Source organism: Cytobacillus sp. ABV4_503 (genome assembly GCF_056158445.1).
In genome coordinates this window covers 2,877,791-2,895,692 of sequence record NZ_JBSWTH010000001.1, presented here as the reverse complement: position 1 = coordinate 2,895,692, position 17,902 = coordinate 2,877,791, and the positions used below count along the sequence as shown (strand labels likewise).

General features: G+C 42.3%; 17 protein-coding genes. 10 read left to right on the top strand and 7 right to left on the bottom strand.

Annotated features, from left to right (window positions below; genetic code table 11):
- Positions 1 to 23: 23 nt before the first annotated feature.
- The 7 genes from xsc to ACXAD1_RS14410 all read left to right on the top strand — a co-directional run bounded on the left by xsc (position 24) and on the right by ACXAD1_RS14410 (position 7,857).
- The gene (gene xsc / locus ACXAD1_RS14440) at positions 24 to 1,793 is read left to right on the top strand and encodes a sulfoacetaldehyde acetyltransferase (RefSeq protein WP_206843937.1); all 1,770 of its coding nucleotides are present in this window, start codon (positions 24 to 26) and stop codon (positions 1,791 to 1,793) included.
- 325 nt (positions 1,794 to 2,118) lie between these two features.
- Positions 2,119 to 3,579 (top strand): sodium:solute symporter family protein, encoded by a 1,461-nt coding sequence (locus tag ACXAD1_RS14435; RefSeq protein WP_370223033.1) that lies wholly within the window; start codon positions 2,119 to 2,121, stop codon positions 3,577 to 3,579.
- A gap of 15 nt (positions 3,580 to 3,594) precedes the next feature.
- On the top strand, positions 3,595 to 5,259 hold the full coding sequence (locus ACXAD1_RS14430; protein WP_474910420.1) for an amidohydrolase: 1,665 nt from the start codon (positions 3,595 to 3,597) through the stop codon (positions 5,257 to 5,259).
- 146 nt (positions 5,260 to 5,405) lie between these two features.
- Entirely contained in the window at positions 5,406 to 6,887 is a 1,482-nt protein-coding gene (locus ACXAD1_RS14425; RefSeq protein WP_474910419.1) for an APC family permease, read from the top strand.
- 217 nt (positions 6,888 to 7,104) lie between these two features.
- Positions 7,105 to 7,248 carry a hypothetical protein gene (locus ACXAD1_RS14420; protein ID WP_474910418.1) on the top strand — a complete coding sequence of 48 codons (144 nt, stop codon included), beginning with the start codon at positions 7,105 to 7,107 and terminating at the stop codon, positions 7,246 to 7,248.
- A gap of 48 nt (positions 7,249 to 7,296) precedes the next feature.
- Entirely contained in the window at positions 7,297 to 7,494 is a 198-nt protein-coding gene (locus tag ACXAD1_RS14415; protein ID WP_474910417.1) for a hypothetical protein, read from the top strand.
- A 114-nt stretch (positions 7,495 to 7,608) separates the two neighbouring features.
- Positions 7,609 to 7,857, top strand: coding sequence for a hypothetical protein (locus ACXAD1_RS14410; RefSeq protein WP_474910416.1), 249 nt, complete (start codon positions 7,609 to 7,611; stop codon positions 7,855 to 7,857).
- A gap of 332 nt (positions 7,858 to 8,189) precedes the next feature.
- Here the strand turns inward: ACXAD1_RS14410 and ACXAD1_RS14405 are convergent, their stop codons facing one another.
- The 3 genes from ACXAD1_RS14405 to ACXAD1_RS14395 form a co-directional block, all read right to left on the bottom strand.
- Complete coding sequence (locus ACXAD1_RS14405) at positions 8,190 to 9,077, bottom strand: selenium metabolism-associated LysR family transcriptional regulator (protein ID WP_474910415.1); 888 nt, start codon at positions 9,075 to 9,077, stop codon at positions 8,190 to 8,192.
- Positions 9,078 to 9,136: 59 nt separating this feature from the next.
- The gene (locus tag ACXAD1_RS14400) at positions 9,137 to 10,180 is read right to left on the bottom strand and encodes a YeiH family protein (protein WP_474910414.1); all 1,044 of its coding nucleotides are present in this window, start codon (positions 10,178 to 10,180) and stop codon (positions 9,137 to 9,139) included.
- Between the two features lie 116 nt (positions 10,181 to 10,296).
- Positions 10,297 to 11,226: a DMT family transporter gene (locus tag ACXAD1_RS14395; protein WP_474910413.1), complete on the bottom strand. Its 930-nt coding sequence runs from the start codon at positions 11,224 to 11,226 to the stop codon at positions 10,297 to 10,299.
- 101 nt (positions 11,227 to 11,327) lie between these two features.
- Here ACXAD1_RS14395 and pdxR point away from each other — a divergent pair, with 101 nt between their 5' ends.
- The 3 genes from pdxR (at position 11,328) to ACXAD1_RS14380 (ending at position 14,245) form a co-directional block, all read left to right on the top strand.
- Positions 11,328 to 12,719 (top strand): MocR-like pyridoxine biosynthesis transcription factor PdxR, encoded by a 1,392-nt coding sequence (pdxR, locus tag ACXAD1_RS14390; RefSeq protein ID WP_206844586.1) that lies wholly within the window; start codon positions 11,328 to 11,330, stop codon positions 12,717 to 12,719.
- Between the two features lie 184 nt (positions 12,720 to 12,903).
- Positions 12,904 to 13,698 carry an extracellular solute-binding protein gene (locus ACXAD1_RS14385; RefSeq protein ID WP_206844588.1) on the top strand — a complete coding sequence of 265 codons (795 nt, stop codon included), beginning with the start codon at positions 12,904 to 12,906 and terminating at the stop codon, positions 13,696 to 13,698.
- A 115-nt stretch (positions 13,699 to 13,813) separates the two neighbouring features.
- A complete protein-coding gene (locus ACXAD1_RS14380; protein ID WP_474910412.1) occupies positions 13,814 to 14,245 on the top strand; it encodes a hypothetical protein in 432 nt (143 codons plus the stop codon).
- A 52-nt stretch (positions 14,246 to 14,297) separates the two neighbouring features.
- Here the strand turns inward: ACXAD1_RS14380 and ACXAD1_RS14375 are convergent, their stop codons facing one another.
- From ACXAD1_RS14375 to ACXAD1_RS14360, 4 genes are all read right to left on the bottom strand, one after another.
- A complete protein-coding gene (locus ACXAD1_RS14375; RefSeq protein ID WP_474910411.1) occupies positions 14,298 to 15,047 on the bottom strand; it encodes an anti-sigma factor in 750 nt (249 codons plus the stop codon).
- Positions 15,037 to 15,621, bottom strand: a complete 585-nt coding sequence (locus tag ACXAD1_RS14370) for an RNA polymerase sigma factor (protein ID WP_206844593.1) — start codon at positions 15,619 to 15,621, stop codon at positions 15,037 to 15,039. Before ACXAD1_RS14370 ends, ACXAD1_RS14375 begins: the two co-directional genes overlap by 11 nt.
- A 129-nt stretch (positions 15,622 to 15,750) precedes the next feature.
- Complete coding sequence (locus ACXAD1_RS14365) at positions 15,751 to 16,260, bottom strand: COG4315 family predicted lipoprotein (protein WP_474910410.1); 510 nt, start codon at positions 16,258 to 16,260, stop codon at positions 15,751 to 15,753.
- A 336-nt stretch (positions 16,261 to 16,596) separates the two neighbouring features.
- Positions 16,597 to 17,787, bottom strand: a complete 1,191-nt coding sequence (locus ACXAD1_RS14360) for a CynX/NimT family MFS transporter (RefSeq protein ID WP_474911317.1) — start codon at positions 17,785 to 17,787, stop codon at positions 16,597 to 16,599.
- Between the last annotated feature and the right edge of the window lie 115 nt (positions 17,788 to 17,902).

The window sequence follows — 17,902 nt, the reverse complement described above, 5'->3', positions numbered from 1 at the left end:
AAACTGGAAAGGAAGTGCCCGCAATGGCAAAAGCAGAAAAAGAACTAGCAGTAATCAAAACAAGAAAGGTGAAAATGACACCAAGTGAGGCAATTGTAGAAACATTAGTTAAAGAAGGTGTCACACATATTTCCGGGATTTTGGGATCAGCCTTCATGGATCTATTAGACTTGCTTCCAACTGCCGGGATCCGCTTCATCGGCGTTCGGCATGAGCAAAGCGCTGCCCACATGGAAGATGCCTATACTCGAGTAAGCGGAGTTGCAGGGGTGGTCATTGGCCAGAATGGACCTGGAATCACCAATATGGTAACGTCGGTAGCGGCAGCGAATCAGGCTCACACTCCTATGGTCGTCATTTCTCCTTCAGCAGGAACACCTACCGTCGGATGGGACGGTTTCCAGGAGTGCGATCAGGTTTCAGTTTTTAAAGCGATCACGAAGGAAACCGTTAGGGTCACACATCCGGGACGGGTGGCGGATTGCCTGAGGACTGCCTTTAGAATTGCTTACGCAGAGAGAGGTCCAGTGTTATTTGATATTCCGCGGGACTATTTTTATGGTGAAGTGGAAGATGTAATCCTAGAACCGCATCAGTATCGCGTAGATAATAGGGGCTGCGGATCATTAGAACAGATTGATCAGGCTGTGGAATTGCTTTCATCTGCCAAAAATCCAGTCATCATTTCCGGCAGGGGAGTAGTGGATTCAGATGGAATAGAGGCAGTGAAGGAAATTGCCGATCATTTAACGATCCCTGTAGCTGTTTCCTATATGCATAATGATGCTTTCCCGGCAAATGAACCTTTAGCGGTGGGGCCTATTGGGTATATGGGGTCAAAAGCAGCTATGAACACATTAAAGGATGCAGATGTGGTGCTCGCTATCGGTACCAGATTATCTGTCTTTGGAACATTGCCATGCTATGACATTGATTACTTTCCGAAAAACGCAAAGATTGTCCAAATTGATATCAATCCCCGTAATATCGCCAGAACCCATCCAGTAGAAATTGGGATTATTGGTGATGCCAAAGCAGCTTCTGCTGAAATCGCAAAACGGCTGAAAGAAAAAGTACCAAATAAGCAATTCAATTCTGAGAGAATGGCGAGAGTCACAAATGAAAAAGAACAATGGGAAAAAGAACTTGTGGATCTGGCCATGGTGGAAGGAAGTCCAATTAATCCGCGCAGGGCGCTGCTTGAGCTTACAAAGGTCCTTCCGGAAAACGCAATTGTCACTACAGATATCGGGAATGTATCTTCTACCGCAAATGCCTATTTAAAATTCAATTCCGGCCGCCAGCATGTGGCAGCCTTAACCTTTGGGAATACAGGCTTTGCCTATCCGTCGGCATTAGGTGCAAAGCTTGCAAATCCGAATAGTCCTGTAGTGGCCATCGTAGGGGATGGCGCCTGGGGAATGAGCCTGCATGAAGTAAGTACGGCTGTAGAGGAGAATATTCCAGTAGTAGCATGTGTTTTTAATAACAATGCCTGGTGTGCAGAAAAGAAAAACCAGGTAGATTTCTATAATAATCGCTTTGTAGGAGCGGATATCCAGAATCCGGACTTTGCAGAGGTGGCAAGGTCCATGGGGGCACAGGGAATAAGTGTAGACAAACCTGAGGACGTAGGACCAGCTATCCGCCGTGCAATAGAATCCAGCAAACCGACAGTTATTGATATTCAGGTGGATGGCACGCAATTGGCACCTCCATTCCGTAAAGATGCCTTAAAGATGCCGACTCGCCTTCTGCCGAAATATGCTCACCTAGATCATAAAAACTGGTAGGCAAAATGGAAGGAGCTTAATAGATTTTTGATTAAGCTCCTTTTTTAAAGAAAGCTTAGGAGTTTGAATTATATCGTTACGGTGCTGAAGTTAGAAAGTTGCTATGACGCGAACTGACCGATATAGTGGAAAAGCGGCCGATAAAAATGAAAATTGACCGATAAATGGCAGAGTTGACCGATAAATGGCAGAGTTGACCGATAAATTCAAAAACTGACCGATAATTATGTGAAAATGACCGATAAAGTGGAAGTAAATAGAAGAAGCACAACATATTACTGCCAATAATTTACAGAATATTAAGAAAATAAAAAGGGGGCAGTCGATGAGCTGGTATTTTGGATACATTTTGGCATATTTCATATTCATGTTTGCAATTGGAATCTATTATTTTACAAAAATTAAAACCTCTGACAGTTATTTAATTGCAGGCTGGAATATGGGGTTTTGGAATATTGTCGGTACAATCATCAGCACGAATTGCGGCGCTGCCGTTTTTATTGGCTGGATTGGAATGGGGTTCACAATGGGGGTATCGGGATTTTTTAAATTTGCATTACCAGCCATGCTTGTCAGTATGCTCTTGATTTTCTTCTTTAGCCGTCCATTAAGAAGACAGAGATTGTATACACTGGCCGACCTTTTTAGTGAAAGATTCGGAGCAAAAACCGGTATTATTCCATCAGTGTTATCTGCTTTTATATACTCAGTTCCCACTACTGCCCTGCAGATTGTAGGGATGAGTACCGTATTTAGCATTGCTTTTAATATGAATGTGAAAACTGGAATTGTACTGTCATTTATTTTGATTCTCGGTTTTACGATTTTGGGCGGTTTAGTAGCAACGATTGTAACTGATGCCATTCAAAGCGTAATTCTGATTGCAGGGATTGTGATGCTTGCATATGCCGCCTTGAATTTTGCCGGGGGGATGGAACAAATTTTTAGTAACACGCCGAGAGATTTTTTAACTCCGCTCGGTGCGAATGGACTCGGGGATGTCCTGCTATTTGCCCTTTCTGTAGCTCCGTTCTACTTAGTTTGGCAATCCACATGGCAGCGAATCTTTGCTTCCAAGACAGAGGATATTGCCATTAAAGCTGGCTTAACAGGTTATGCCATTACTTTATGTATTTCTGTGCTTCCATATAGTATAGGAATTATGGCAAGGCAATTTGTGCCAGCCGATATACACCCAGATTTAATTTTCTCCTATGTAACCGTGGAAATGCTTCCTCCTTATATTGGCGGCATCATTCTGATCGGACTCCTATCAGCACTTATGACAGGTGCAGACTCCTTCATTTTACAAGGAAGCTCTAATATCACTCAGGATTTGTATCACCGTCTATTAAATCCCAATGCTACGGAAAAGCAAATGATGTTTGTTTCCCGCTTGAGTGTAGTGATTATATCGGTATTATCACTGTTAGTTGCTTTTGCATTAACAGATATAGTCAGCATGTATCAATGGGCACTCAGACTGTCAGCAACAACTCTTGTGTTTCCGTTTCTGGCCATTATGTTTTGGAAAAGGACAACCAACACCGCTGTCATTTCCAGCATGCTTCTGGCTTGTTTCACTACCATTCTTTGGCCTCTTATCAATACAGGAATAGATCAGACAATACCCGGCTTTATCGCTTCTTTTTGTTCACTTGTCATAATTAGTCTCTGGACGAAACATTCATCAGCAGAAAATGTAAAAGCTGTTTACTGGGAAGACCTTCCTTCAGCAAATAGAAAGATTGACGATACCGATTCAGCAGAAAACAAAGCTGTCTAATAAGGAGGGATAAGGATGAGTATCCTTATCATAAAAAATGCAAATATCATCACACTTGATCAACATAATACGAAGGCAAAATCATTGCTTGTCAGTAATGGCATCATCGAAAAAATTTGGGATAAAACCGAACCGGACCGTTCGGAAATTCCAAAAAGCCCTGATATTGAGATCTTGGATTTAAACGGGGCTGCTTTGCTTCCTGGTTTTATAGACACTCATAGTCATTTATTAATGTTCGGGCAAATGCTGAATTATGCTGATTGCAGATCCCCGCGAAATAAAAACATTGGTGATATAAAGGAAAGAATAAGAGAAAGGGCCAGTAAAGCAAAACCTGGAGAATGGATCATGGGGTGGGGATATGATGATACCCTATTGGAGGATAAAAGGCATCCGAACAGGTCTGATTTAGATCATGCAGCACCGAACAATCCCGTTTTTATCCGGCATATTTCCGGACACTTTGGTGCTGCCAATTCCAAAGCTCTTGAAATGGCTGGAATCGATGAAAGCATTTCGAATCCGCATGGCGGGTACTTTACACGTGATGATAATGGAAGGCTGGACGGTGTCATACATGAAATTCCCGCTCTGGAATTTATTTTTCCATTCCTGCCTTCTCCGTCAAGCGATGAACAAGTCAAAAATATAGAAAATGCGGCAAAGGTGTACCTGTCTCAGGGAATCACCACCTGTACAGATGCCGGGGTGGGCCTGGACAGAGGAATAGAGGAATTAAATGCGCATATAGCAGCCATTAATTCAGGTAAGAATCCGCTGAATATGCGGCTAATGATCCTGCATCACCTTTTAAGAGAGGGAAGTGCTTTTTCGGGTTATACCGCCGATCAGCTCGATCTTGAATTAAAAAGGCGCACCAAAAACAGAGCATCACTCGATAGTGCCAAATTATTTCAGGATGGATCCATCCAGGGACTTACCGGTGCACTCCGCGAACCTTATCATTGTGATGAATCTGTATTTGGTGAGCTCCTGCACGATCAGGACACTTTTGCAGAAGAAATGCTGGATCTCCATAATAGAGGATTTAGAATAGCGATTCATGGAAATGGAGATCGGGCTATTGGATCTATCCTTGAGGCTTTCGATTATGTTTTGTCAAAAAGTCCGATGGATGACCACAGGCACCGGATTGAACATGTACAGACTGCAGGCAGTAAAGACCTTGATGCCATGCAAAGATTAGGTGTTGCTGCTTCGTTTTTCATCAATCATGTTTATTTTTGGGGAGATCGGCACCGCAGAATATTCCTGGGTGAAAAGAGGGCGGCTAGAATTAATCCTTTGGCTGATGCGGTTGACCGCAATTTGCTGTTCACACTGCATTCTGATTGTCCAATTACCCCAATTTCGCCCCTGTTTTCCATATGGGCGGCTGTAAACCGAATCACTTTAGAAGGTGATGTGCTTGGTGATGATCAAAAAATTGATGTTCTGGATGCTTTAAAAGCGATGACATCTTACGGTGCAGCTCTGAACTTTGAAGAAGATTCTGCTGGCACAATAGAAGAAGGGAAAAAAGGAGATTTTGTTGTCCTGGATGCCGATCCTCTTACCTGCCCAGCAATGGACTTAAAAGATATACCTATATTGGCGACCATCATTTCCGGTAAGGTTGTGTGGGAGAATACAGAAAAAGCTTACACTCATTCATAGATAACCGCTATTCAAAAAATCCTCGATACTGAAGCAAAAGCCGGGGGTACGCTTTTTGCTCCAGTATAAGGATAAGGCATTAGCTCAACAAGATTAAGCAGTCCTTAATAAATTTTGAGAGAAGCCTTAATAATGGAGGGGAAAACATGGAAGAAAGGGTACAGCTTGAAAAAACGTTTAAGCCGCAATGGGTGTGGGCTATCGCGCTTGGTTCTGCCATTGGCTGGGGAGCCTTTATTCTGCCGGCTGAATGGATGGGGAAAGCAGGCCCGATCGGGGCGGTGATCGGGTTAACCATTGGTGCTTTATTAATGATGGTGATTGCCGTCAGCTACGGGGTTTTAATTGAAAAATATCCTGTTTCCGGCGGTGAGTTTGCTTATGCATATATAGGGTTTGGAAGGAAACATGCCTTTATTTGCGGATGGTTTCTGACTCTTGGCTATATTTGTATTGTCGCCCTGAATGCATCTGCATTGGCCTTGCTTGGAAAGTTTATGCTTCCCTCGCTTACAAATATCGGTTTGTTATATGAAATAGGCGGCTGGCAGGTATATCTGGGTGAAGTAGTGATTGCGACTGCAGCACTTCTGATCTTTGCCTATTTTAATATAAAGGGTGCTTCCATTTCTGGCAGTCTCCAATATATATTCTGCATTATCCTCGTTGCCGGTGTGTTCCTGCTCACCATCAGCATGATACTAAGTCCATCTTCAGATCTGTCAAATCTTCAGCCTTTTTTTAAACCGGGGATACCTGCACTGACTGGAATCATCGCAATCATCGCGATTGCTCCATGGGCATATGTTGGTTTTGATAATATTCCGCAGGCGGCTGAAGAATTTAATTTTCCTCCTAAAAAGGCATTCAAGCTTATCATTTATTCGTTAATTGTAGCTTGTGTCTTATATTCCTTTATGATTATTGCAACAGCAGTAGCAATGCCATGGCAAAACCTTATTGCCGGAAAGCCGATTTGGGGGACAGGTGATGTCATCTCTGATACGTTAGGTGCCTTCGGAGTGCTTCTGCTCGCAATCTCCCTTTGCATGGGTGTATTCACAGGGCTTAATGGATTCTATGTTTCTTCCAGCCGATTGTTGTTTGCGATGGGGAGAGCAAAAGTAGTTCCTAAAGCTTTTTCCAGGCTTCACCCGAAGCATGGCACCCCTTATGTAGGGATCCTGTTCACATGTGCCCTGTGCCTGTTTGCTCCATGGTTTGGGCGTCCCGTCCTATTATGGATTGTTGACATGTCAGCAACAGGAGTAACCATTGCCTATTTTTATACTTGCTACACAGCTTATAAACTGTTCAGCTGGACAGAAGCAGCCGATGGAAAAATGGTCTCACCCGGCAAAAAACTGGTTGCTCTGATAGGAGCATTAAGCGGACTTGCATTTCTTGGGTTGCTGCTCGTGCCTGGATCACCATCAGCGCTTGGAGCACCTTCACTGATTGCCTTAATCGTCTGGACAGTATTAGGATTAGCTTTCTATCTATATAAAAGGAAAGAATACAATCAAATACCTAAAAGTACACTTGATTATTATATTTTAGGCAAAACAGATACAGATGGGACTGATGTTAAGACTGGTAGCCAGGTTAGTATAAAAATAGATGCTTAATAGCATAGAGTGAGCTGTGAAGCAGTTTCAAAAACACGGGAAAAAAATATATATAATTTATCTATCAAATAATCAGAGAACCAGGTTTCGTCAAAACAAAGTCAGAAAAGGTTGAGGGTTGGGTCATAATAGGAAGCTTATTCGGACAGAGGGAAGCAGAAAGGCGAAAAGCAGTCCGAATACAAGCCAGGTTCGGACAGGATGAAGGAAAAAAAGGGTGAAGCAGTCCGAATACGAGCCAGGTTCGGACAGGATGAAGGAAAAAAAGGGTGAAGCAGTCCGAATACGAGCCAGGTTCGGACAGGATAAAGCAGAAAAGACGAAAAGCAGTCCGAATACGTGCCTGATTCGGACAGGATGAAGCAGAAAAAGCGGAGATCAGTCCGAATACTAGCCAGGTTCGGACAGGATGAAGGAGAAAAAGCGGAGATCAGTCCGAATACGAGCTTGGTTCGGACAGGATAAAGGAGAAACAGCGAAAAGCAGTCCGAATACGATCCAGGTTCGGACAGGATGCAAGAGAGAAGGCGAAAAGCAGTCCGAATACGAGCCAGATTCGGACAGGATGAAGCAGAAAAGACGAAAAGCAGTCCGAATACGTGCCTGATTCGGACAGGATGAAGCAGAAAAGGCGAAAAGCAGTCCGAATACGAGCCAGATTCGGACAGGATGAAGCAGAAAAGACGAAAAGCAGTCCGAATACGAGCCAGGTTCGGACAGGATGAAGCAGAAAAGACGAAAAGCAGTCCGAATACGAGCCAGGTTCGGACAGGATGCAAGAGAGAAGGCGAAAAGCAGTCCGAATACCGCCAGATTCGGACAGGATGAAGCAGAAAAGGCGAAAAGCAGTCCGAATACAAGCCAGATTCGGACAGAATGCAAGAGAGAAGGCGAAAAGCAGTCCGAATACAAGCCAGATTCGGACAGGATGAAGCAGAAAAGGCGAAAAGCAGTCCGAATGCTTGCCTGATTCGGACAGGATGCAAGAGAGAAGGCGAAAAGCAGTCCGAATACGAGCCAGATTCGGATAGGATGAAGGAGAAAAAGGGAAAAGTAGTCCGAATACGAGCCAGGTTCGGACAGGATGAAGGAGAAAAAGCGGAGATCAGTCCGAATACGAGCTTGGTTCGGACAGGATGCAAGAGAAAAGGCGGAGAGCAGTCCGAATACGAACCCGATTAATATCATTCTGATAAGGCCCCATTCATAATATGAATGGGGCTGCTTTTCATTTATTATGTACCTTCATAAGCACTGAACTCCAAGTCTGCGGCTTTGAGCTTTTTTGTACTTTCTTTATTCTCACTGCCTTGATGAAATAAATTCCATCAGCTTCCTGCTGGTATGTTTCAGGGCTTCCTCATGATAGATCATGTAGAAGTCCCGCTGCATTGTAATTCCTTCTATATGTAATTGTTTTAAAGTCCCGAGCCGAAGTTCTTTTTTTACAGCAGACTTTGAGATGATGGAAATGCCTAAACCCGCTTCTACGCAGGTTTTAATGGCTTCGGTGTGTTTCAGTTCCATAATGACATTCAATTTGGAGGCATCTACATGGCATCTTCTAAAGGAATCTTCCATCACTTGCCTTGTTCCTGATCCTTTTTCCCGGATAATAATAGGAACTGACAGCAGCTCCTCGATGGTTATATTGTCCGTCTTAATGAATTTATTTTCAGGAGAGGCTATGATAATCAACTCATCTTTGGCAAAAGGAACCTGTTTTAAGGCTGGGTAGGAGAGCATGGATTCAATGAACCCTAAATTGATTTCATGATTTAACAGCTTCTCAACGATATGCCTGGAATTATATACATTTAAATGCAGGCTGACTTTCGGATAGAGACTCGAAAAATCGGCTAATAAAAAGGGGAGTACATGCTCCCCGATCGTTAAGCTGGCTCCGACCTTTAAGTCCCCATGTACACTTCCCTTTAATTCTTCCAGTTCATTTTCAGTTTCATTCATTAAAGCTATCAGTTTTTTGACTTTATGATATAGGATTTCGCCTGCAGGAGTCAGTGAGATTTTTTTGGTTGTCCGTTCAAAGAGCTGACAATCCCACTGTTCTTCGAGTTGTTTGATTTGAAGGCTGACACTGGATTGAGAGAGGTGAAGATCCTTGGCAGTCTGGGAAAAACTTTTATTATTGGCGGTGACATAAAATACTTTTAAATAGTCGAGGTTCATAGGTATCCTCCTTCAATCATGTAACTTCCCTCTATCTATTGTAATTGATTAGGGGACATTTAAAAAACTTTATATAGTAAGAGAAGCAGAGGGGTTATGGCAAGAAGACCCAGAAAGCCTGCTATGGCAACAGCCACTGGTTTAAAGCCTACTTTCACAAAGTCTTTCCATTTAATATTAAGCCCCAGCCCTGCCATACCCATTGCAAGGAGGTAGGTGCTCAGTAATAAAAAGATGCTGATGATACTGCCGGGTATGGAGAAAATAGTATTGATCAGGCTGGTAAGGAGAAATCCGAAAATAAACCATGGGATTGGCAGCTTCCCTATATTCCGGCCTTTGCCGCTGTTTTTTCTGCTGTAAACAAAGCTTATGATAAGGGCAACTGGTATCAATAACAGGACTCTTCCCAGTTTTACAAGAATGGCAGAGTCACTGCTGACATCCCCGCCCGGAACACCTGCAGCCACTACATGGGCAAGTTCATGCAGTGTTGCCCCGGCTAATACACCATATTCCTGCTCGCTGATAGGAAGCAAGGGAAATAAAACAATATACAAAATGGCCCCAATGGTCCCTAAAACGGCTATGCATGATACTGCAACAGCGGTTTGCTCTTCCTTGCTTTTGACAATAGGCGCAATCGCAATAATGGCTGCCGCTCCGCAAATAGCAGTGCCGGCAGCAAGTAAAGCTGACAATTTCTTATTGATTCTGAACGCTTTGCCCAAAAGCAGGATGAAACTCATGGTAAAAATGATGACCACAACATCGATGATCATGATGGAAAAGCCTGCTGAGATAATTTCCTGCAAATTCAGCCTAAAGCCCAATAAAATAATCCCTGCCCGAAGCAATACCTTGCTTGAGAACTGTACACCTGAATGAGCGTCCACAGGTACAGATAGCGTATTTCCCCAAATGCCTCCCAGCAAAATGGAGAGGATCATAATTCCGAGAATGGAGAAAAAGGGAAGATTGGCAATTTGGCCAGCCAGAACCGCAAGGAAAAGGGTCAGCGATAATCCTTTTGCAAATCCGATAGCCTTTTGTTTTTTTTTAGGTTCTTCTATTACATATTCTTGAATTTTTTGAGCTTCCACAGATAGTTCCCCTTTCGTTCATTTGATACCTTAACCGTACCATAGGAAAGGAGAACCGTTTCACCGATTGTTTAATAAGGTTTATTGGATTTCTTAATGATTCAAAAGTGTATGGATTAAGCCCCTTTTTGCTGCAAAATAATGACTTCCTCTTCTTTTTCTTTCATTGATAGGAATAGCACTCCTGCAATGATGAAAACACCGCCAAGCATTTGATAGCTCCCGAAAGTTTCTTTTAGCCACAGGAAGGATATCAAAGCTGCCACAAGAGGCTCAATACTGGATAAAAGACTGGTTTCTGTGGGGGAAAGATACTTCAGACTCCCTATATAAAGCAAAAAAGAGAGGGTGCTGATCACAATAATGCTAATTAACATAGATAATGTACCCATATGCAGTGCTCCTGCCAGGGTGGCAAAGCTGAATGATGGCATCAGCAAATATAGGACGATTCCGCCGAGCAGCATTCCCCACCCGATGATTGTCATCGTTCCCCAGGTCTTAATGAGGGAAACAGGCTGCAATGTATAAAAGGCAAATCCAAGCGCCGTTAGAAAACCGATCCATAAAGCCTTTTCTGATAAAAGGATTTGATCCAGGGATCCGTTGGTAATAAGCAGAAAAATCCCTGATAGAGCGGTGACAATGGCCAGCAAATGGATCTTGGCTGGCCATCGTCTGGACTCGATTGCCACATAAATGGTGATCAGAACCGGACCAGCAAATTGAAACAGGGTTGCTGTAACGGCATTGCTCACCTGAATGGTTTCGATAAAAGCATATTGCCCTCCAAGCATCCCCAAAACAGCAAAAAGAAGAAGCTGTATCCAGTGGCGGGGATATTTCCATATCGCAAATACATTTACTTTCCGGCAAGATAAGAAAATGAGCGTGAAAATGCCTGCCGCAATCAATCTGACAACTAAATAATCGCTTGATGATAAGTGGGTTTCCTGAAAAAACCACTGCAGCATTGGACCGGATAATCCCCATAAAGAAGCTCCGCTTATGATCATGGCCAGTCCCAGCTTGCGTGAATTGCTCATGTTGTTTGTCTCCTTACTGTATTGGTTATTATCATGTATTATAGATAATAACTGGTGTTGTTAGAAGGGTCAGATTTTTAATTTTTAAGGGGGTCAGGCTGATGTCCGAGTTAACGCCAAATCTAGACTTTACAAGCGGTGAGGCACTATATGTGCAATTATATAAATATATTAAAAAAGAAATTAAGACAGGCAATCTGGCGGTAATGGCAAAGCTCCCTTCCAAAAGGAAATTTGCCAGATATCTTCTGGTTAGTGAGAACACAATTGAATCTGCATATGAACAGCTTATGGCTGAAGGATACATCGAATCGAAGGCGCGCAAAGGATATTTTGTGAGTGAAGTTGAACAGAACCATTTTGCTTCAGAAAATGAAGAGCCTTTCGCTGAAGAAAAACAGCATACTGAGGGTAAGTACCTGTATCATTTTACACATTCCGGGGTGGATATTAGGACGTTCCCTTTCTCTGTGTTCCGGAAATTAACAAATCAAGTCCTGACTAAGGATAATGGCGAGGTTCTAATGATTGGCCACCCTCAAGGCGAGCTGGAATTGCGGAACCAGATCGCGAGTTATCTGTATAAATCCAGGGGTGTAAATTGTTCCCCCAGCCAAATCATTCTTGGCTCAGGAACACAATATTTAATGAAAACTTTATTGCAGCTGCTGGATGGCAGTATTTTTGCTGTCGAAAATCCGGGATATCACCGCAGGCTCGTCATCTTTGAAAAAGGAATGGACAATGTGAGGGACATTCCTCTCGATAAAGATGGACTTATTTTATCTAAACTGAAAAAGTCAGGAGCAAACATCGTCTTTGTCACACCATCGCACCAATTTCCATGCGGTATGATTATGCCTATTGCCAGAAGGATGCAGCTTTTAAAATGGGCAAAGGAAAAGCCTGGCCGTTATATCATTGAAGATGATTATGACAGTGAATTCCGCTACACAGGCAAGCCGATCCCGGCCCTGCAGGGATTGGATAAGGATGAAAAAGTAATCTATATGGGTACTTTCTCGAAAGCCCTGCTTCCCTCTCTAAGGATTAGTTATATGGTCCTTCCAAGACCTTTGCTGAAGATTTATCAGGAAGATTATTTCTTTTATGCGCAAACTGTTTCACGGACAGATCAGGAGATCTTGATTAAATTTCTTCAGGAGGAGTACTGGGATAAGCATATCCAGAAAATGAGGGTCGTATATCGAAGGAAAAGAGATATCCTAATTTCTGCCATATCGAAGTATTTTCCACCAGTTTCTGAAGTAATCGGACAGGACTCAGGTTTGCACATATTACTTCGGCCGAATAATGAAATGAATGAACAGCAGCTGATCAGGAAAGCCTTAGAGGCAGAAATAAAAATTTATCCTGTATCTCAATTTGGAGAAAATGACGGTCACACTGTATTGCTTGGTTTTGCCTTACTATCTGAAGAAGAGATATATGAAGCAATAAGGGTGTTAGCCAGGGCATGGTTTGAATTGTAAAACCTGATAAGTGGTGATATTGCATGCGCAGCTTATCCAGACCCATACTATGGAGAACATTTGCATGATTTCTAAAGTAGTTATTAATACTCATTTTACCAAGTAAAGCGAACTGTTTGTCCATTCAGTACGTTTCCATTTGTAACAGGCTTTTGCCTGAAAAATTAGATGGAGGGTTTCTTGAATGAAAAAGTTTTCTTTCCTGATGGTTTGTCTATTTGTTATGGCAGGTGCTGCGGGTTTTACGGCATTTTCGAATTCCGTAGAGCCGGCAAATTCTTCAGTTGAAGCCGCACAGACTGAAGCTGTTCAAGTTTATGGTCCAGGTGGTCCTTTGGGCCCGATAAAGGAGGCTGCAGAAAAGTTTTCAGCGGAAACAGGTATCAGGGTGAACGTAACGGCTGGACCTGAATCCAATTGGATTCAGCAGGCAAAGGAGAATGCGGACATCATTTATGGCGGTTCAGAGTATATGATGCAAAACTTTGTGTTTAACCATCCTGGAATGATAGACGAAAAATCACGAACAGAGCTGTATCCTCGTGCTGCTGGTATTCTGGTGAGAAAAGGAAATCCCCAAAAAATAGAGTCGCTTGAGGATTTAGCAAAGCCAGGAGTTAAAATAGTGGATGTTAACGGTGCAGGCCAGCTTGGCCTTTGGGAAGACCTGGCAGGAAGAAAGGGCCTGATCGCTGGTTTAAATCAAAACATTGATATTTCAGTCAAAACCAGTGCTGAAGCCATTGATCTTTGGAGGACAAATTCAAAGCTGGATGCATGGATCACATATGAGTCCTGGCATTATCGCTTGAGGGATGAAACGGAATTAATTGAATTACCTGATGAGGAAAAGATATACAGAGGAACACCCATTGCTATTGCCAAAGCGTCGCACAATAAAAAAGAGGCAAAAAAGTTTATAAAATATTTGCAAACTGAATCAGCCCATAAGATTTTCCAAAAATGGGGATGGAAGTAGGAGGCGAATCTTCAATTAAAAATGACTATATTTTTATCGAAAAACAACAGTCTGTGACTTCTTATCCAGTTTGAAGAATCTAATAGAGGGAATGAAATGGGCGAGGAGGGTTCAAGTGAAAAAAATACTTTCATATATATCAATATTAGTGATCGTTATAATGGCAGCTGGCTGCAGTTCAAATGGAGATAATGAGACAAATGAAAATTCAAAAGCGAACAACTCAGACGGACAAATGGATGATGAGCTTTTAAATGGCAGTGATGAGGTAATGGCGGTTCTGGATGAATTACAAGCTAATTTGAAAAATAAAGCGGAAAACTCGGAACTGATACAAAAAACAGGCCAAGACCTTGAGGAAAACTGGGATGAGATTGAGAAGAAAGTGGAGGAGAATTTTCCTGAAGACTACGAAAGTATTGAAGAAAGCTTATATCCACTAATTAGTGAATCTCAAAAAGATCAGGCTGACTCTGCTAAAATGAAGGAACTGGTTACCGTAACAAAGGAAAAATTAGAGTCATTTAAAGTGAAATTAGCTGAATAATAATGAGTTTAAACCTGCCCTAAATTTCATTGGGCAGGTTTATTTTGTTATATTACGTCCCCAGCACTTTTTGCCCTTGCGGCTGAGTGTTGAATGGATTAGGTTCCAATGTAATCCCAATATCTTCAAAGGAATATTCTGAAGGAAGGCGGTAGGTGATAAGGCCGCTCCCGTTTTGATCAGGTATCAAAGTGCCGGCACTTTGCCGATTTCCGTTCTGTAACAGCCATACTTGGTATACTTCATTGTTCTTTGTAATAGGCAAATTGTTTAAAGCAATGACAAGACTTGTTTCCGTACCTTCCTGAAGAAGGTATGCGCTGCCGGTTGCAGAAGCAGCTAAGCTTTGCCCTGTTAAGGAATAAGTCGTAACAATTTGTGCCGGATCAGCAGCTTTATTCTCTAATGACTTAATCGTATCTTTCAATTGAAGGCTATTCCAATAAAACCCAATTAAACAAATGATTAAAATAGCTGTTACAGCAGTGGATAGGGGTGAAAAATGCCTTTCGGCAACTGATAAAATTCGTTCTTTAAAGCTAATCGGTTCGGCTTCTATTTTTTCTTCGTGTTTAAGAAATTTATTTTCTTCAAAGACAAAATCCATCACTTGTGACTTCAATGATTCCGGTACCTCTGTTTCTTCTATATCATAAGAAAGCATTTGCCATGTTTCTTGTATAGATTTCAGTTCCTGCTGGCATTTTGCGCACTTTAGCAGATGGTCTTCGAACTGTTTTTTATCTTGGTTTGTAAGTTCATTTATAATATATAAAGATAAATTATCACATTTATTCTCCATGCCGAACACCTCCTATTTTCCCGTTGAAATTATTCCGAAGCTTTTTTAAGGCCTGATGCAGGCGGCTTTTAATCGTACCCAGCGGCTTTTGTTCAAGTTCTGCTATTTCACTTAAGGAGTAGCCTTCCCAATATAATAAGTTGATCAGGCGCTGCTGTGGTTCAGAGAGATGTCGTTTTGCTTCTTGAATCTGCTGTTTTAGCAGATTTCTTGTAACTTGCTGCTGGACATCATCAGCTGGAAGACCTTGCATTTGCTGCCATTCTTCAAGCTCCAATTGGACCGTCCCTTTATATTTTTGTTCTTTACGGATGAGATCTATGGAAATGTTTCGAGTTATGGTGAGAAGCCAGTTCACAAACTGTCCTTGGGATGCATTATAGGTGTTTTTTGTCGTCCAAAGCCGAAGGAACACCTGCTGAACAATTTCTTTCGTTTTTTCCGTATCGCCCTTGGTTATTTTTATGGAGAAGCTGTAAATAAGTTTTACATATCGGTCATACAGCTCTTCAAGTGCTGGCCGATGATTTTGAACAATTAATTCTATTAGTTCTTCATCTGACTTAGAATTCATTGACGGAAATCGCTCCCTTGTTAAACGAAATTATTTAGTATAGATGTTAACATAGATTGTCGGGAAAATTTGATAGGGGAGGAAAAAAAGAACTGCCGATAAACCAGGCAGTTCCTTCAGCAGTATCCATTATTGTGCAAATAATGTTTCGCTGTTAACAATAAACCAAACATCTTTGACGCCTTGTCCGTTTACATCACCAGATGCTCCGTCCCTTACGAAGTAGTAAAGCGGATAGCCCTTGTAGGTCGTTTGTTTCTCACCAGTGTCAGGCCGAGTAATCGTTCCGAAGTCTTCTTTATTAAATCCTTCTGGAACAGCAAGGTCTTCAGAGTAGAAAGCAGGCCAGTTTTTAAGGCAATCTCCACTGCAATTTGATGTATTTGGCTGATCTTTTGCAAAGTAGTAAAGTGCAATACCTTTAGCATCTGTAAGATATTTACCTATTTTTTTGTTTTCCAGCAGTTGAAGTTTCGTATCCGATTCTGCAAGATCTTTTTCTGACTCGTTGTTAACCGCTGTTGTTGTTTCTTGTGCTTGTTCCTTTGCACCTGTACTTTCTGGTTTTTCCTGATAGCTGCATCCTGCAAAAAGTATGCCAGCTAAAAGAATTGTCCAAAAATAAATTTTTGTTTTCATGATGAATCCCTCCGTTATTTTTTCTTATCAAATACAGGTAACGTAAGGGAGGTGTAAACGGTTTTATACAAATTTAAAAGTTTTTAAGATTCCTCAAAACAGGGCGGAATCAACAACTCGCATTCTGGCATTGATAAGTTTAACAATTTATATTTGTATATAACTTTCCAATCTGACTATGCCTGATTTTAGTGCTCTGATGATTCAGGGAAATAATACAATCATAGTATTTCGTTATGAATGACGAGGTTAAGGATAAAAGTACTTGTACGCTCAAATAAACTCAGAAATTAAAACAGCAGCCGGTCTTATGTGAACCGGCTGCTGTTTTATGATTTATGCAATTGTTGAAGCTGTCTTTTTCTGTTTATGGTGCTTATCCTGCAGCACAAATTGATTACGCCCTGCCCCAATTCCGGAAATGGTAAAGATAGCCGTAATGGTCATCAGGAATATCAGTGGAACCGTCCAGGAGTGGAACAGATCATACAGTGAGCCGATGAGAATCGGTCCTGCCGCTGCCAGCAGGTAGCCCACGGATTGAGCCATTCCTGAAAGGCTGGCAGCCTGTTTGGCATTTTCAGCACGAAGGCCGATCAGGGTTAAGGAATGACTGATTGCAGCTCCAAGACCAATCCCGAGGAGAACGATGCTGATGTTAGAGATGATGGCATTAACATTCATCAGGAGACCCGATATGCCGGCAAAAGTGAAAATGCCGATGCCAAGAGCAATCCCTTTTTGGTTAGGCAGCCGATCGGCAAGAACGGGAATAATAAAATTAACAGGTAGTCCTGAAAACTGGAGAACCGTTACCATCCATCCGGCGTCAGCGATTTCCCGTCCCTGGCTATGAAGAATTTCGGGGAGCCAGGTGGTTGTGCTGAAATAGACCATTGATTGCAATCCCATAAACAGTGTCACCTGCCAGGCGATGGGTGAGGACCAGATAGAACCCTTTGGTGCAGATACTTTAGGTGCTTCCTTTTTTTTCTTTTGTAAGCTGATCTGCGGAAGCCAGACAATGATGGCGATAAGAATTAAGATGGCCCATACACCAAGTGAAAGCCTCCATCCCAGGCCAATGTTTTCTGCAAGCGGGATACTGAATCCTGGCGCAAGTCCTGCACAAATTCCCATTGAAAATGTATAGATGCCTGTGAGCAGGCCAACCTTCTGCGGAAACTTTTCCTTGACCATTCCAGGAAGAAGCACATTGCAAAGACCAACCCCTAAACCTATTAAAATAGTTCCTATGTACAGCGGCGGAAGCATTCCCAAAGAACGGGCCGAAATGCCGGCTCCCAAAATAATCAAACCCAAAAGAATGCTCCATTCACTTCCAAGCTTTTGGGCAATCTTTGGAACAAAAGGAGAGAGAAGGGCGAAAGCAACGAGCGGGAGGGTAGTCAGAAGGCCTGCTGCACCATTGGAAATTCCCGTTTCATCCCGGATTGCTCCTATCAATGGCCCAACTGATGTAATCGCAGGGCGTAAATTAAAAGCCACAAAAATAATGCCGGCCATCAGGAAAAAGGTTTTTAAATCAAACTTTGCTGAACTTCTCAACTATAGACACTCCTTAAAGGTAATTCGAAAATCCTTCGCATAACGAAAGGATAATATTCAGAATAGTATAATT

What these genes read in the sequence shown, in the direction of transcription:
- ACXAD1_RS14435 (WP_370223033.1), top strand. Translation starts at nt 2,119, where the DNA reads ATGAGCTGGTATTTTGGATACATTTTGGCATATTTCATATTCATGTTT.
- ACXAD1_RS14415 (WP_474910417.1), top strand. Translation starts at nt 7,297, where the DNA reads ATGAAGGAGAAAAAGCGGAGATCAGTCCGAATACGAGCTTGGTTCGGA.
- ACXAD1_RS14360 (WP_474911317.1), bottom strand. Translation starts at nt 17,787, where the DNA reads ATGGCCGGCATTATTTTTGTGGCTTTTAATTTACGCCCTGCGATTACA.
- ACXAD1_RS14385 (WP_206844588.1), top strand. Translation starts at nt 12,904, where the DNA reads ATGAAAAAGTTTTCTTTCCTGATGGTTTGTCTATTTGTTATGGCAGGT.
- xsc (WP_206843937.1), top strand. Translation starts at nt 24, where the DNA reads ATGGCAAAAGCAGAAAAAGAACTAGCAGTAATCAAAACAAGAAAGGTG.
- ACXAD1_RS14370 (WP_206844593.1), bottom strand. Translation starts at nt 15,621, where the DNA reads ATGAATTCTAAGTCAGATGAAGAACTAATAGAATTAATTGTTCAAAAT.
- ACXAD1_RS14430 (WP_474910420.1), top strand. Translation starts at nt 3,595, where the DNA reads ATGAGTATCCTTATCATAAAAAATGCAAATATCATCACACTTGATCAA.
- ACXAD1_RS14405 (WP_474910415.1), bottom strand. Translation starts at nt 9,077, where the DNA reads ATGAACCTCGACTATTTAAAAGTATTTTATGTCACCGCCAATAATAAA.
- pdxR (WP_206844586.1), top strand. Translation starts at nt 11,328, where the DNA reads ATGTCCGAGTTAACGCCAAATCTAGACTTTACAAGCGGTGAGGCACTA.
- ACXAD1_RS14365 (WP_474910410.1), bottom strand. Translation starts at nt 16,260, where the DNA reads ATGAAAACAAAAATTTATTTTTGGACAATTCTTTTAGCTGGCATACTT.
- ACXAD1_RS14375 (WP_474910411.1), bottom strand. Translation starts at nt 15,047, where the DNA reads ATGGAGAATAAATGTGATAATTTATCTTTATATATTATAAATGAACTT.
- ACXAD1_RS14425 (WP_474910419.1), top strand. Translation starts at nt 5,406, where the DNA reads ATGGAAGAAAGGGTACAGCTTGAAAAAACGTTTAAGCCGCAATGGGTG.
- ACXAD1_RS14410 (WP_474910416.1), top strand. Translation starts at nt 7,609, where the DNA reads ATGAAGCAGAAAAGACGAAAAGCAGTCCGAATACGAGCCAGGTTCGGA.
- ACXAD1_RS14395 (WP_474910413.1), bottom strand. Translation starts at nt 11,226, where the DNA reads ATGAGCAATTCACGCAAGCTGGGACTGGCCATGATCATAAGCGGAGCT.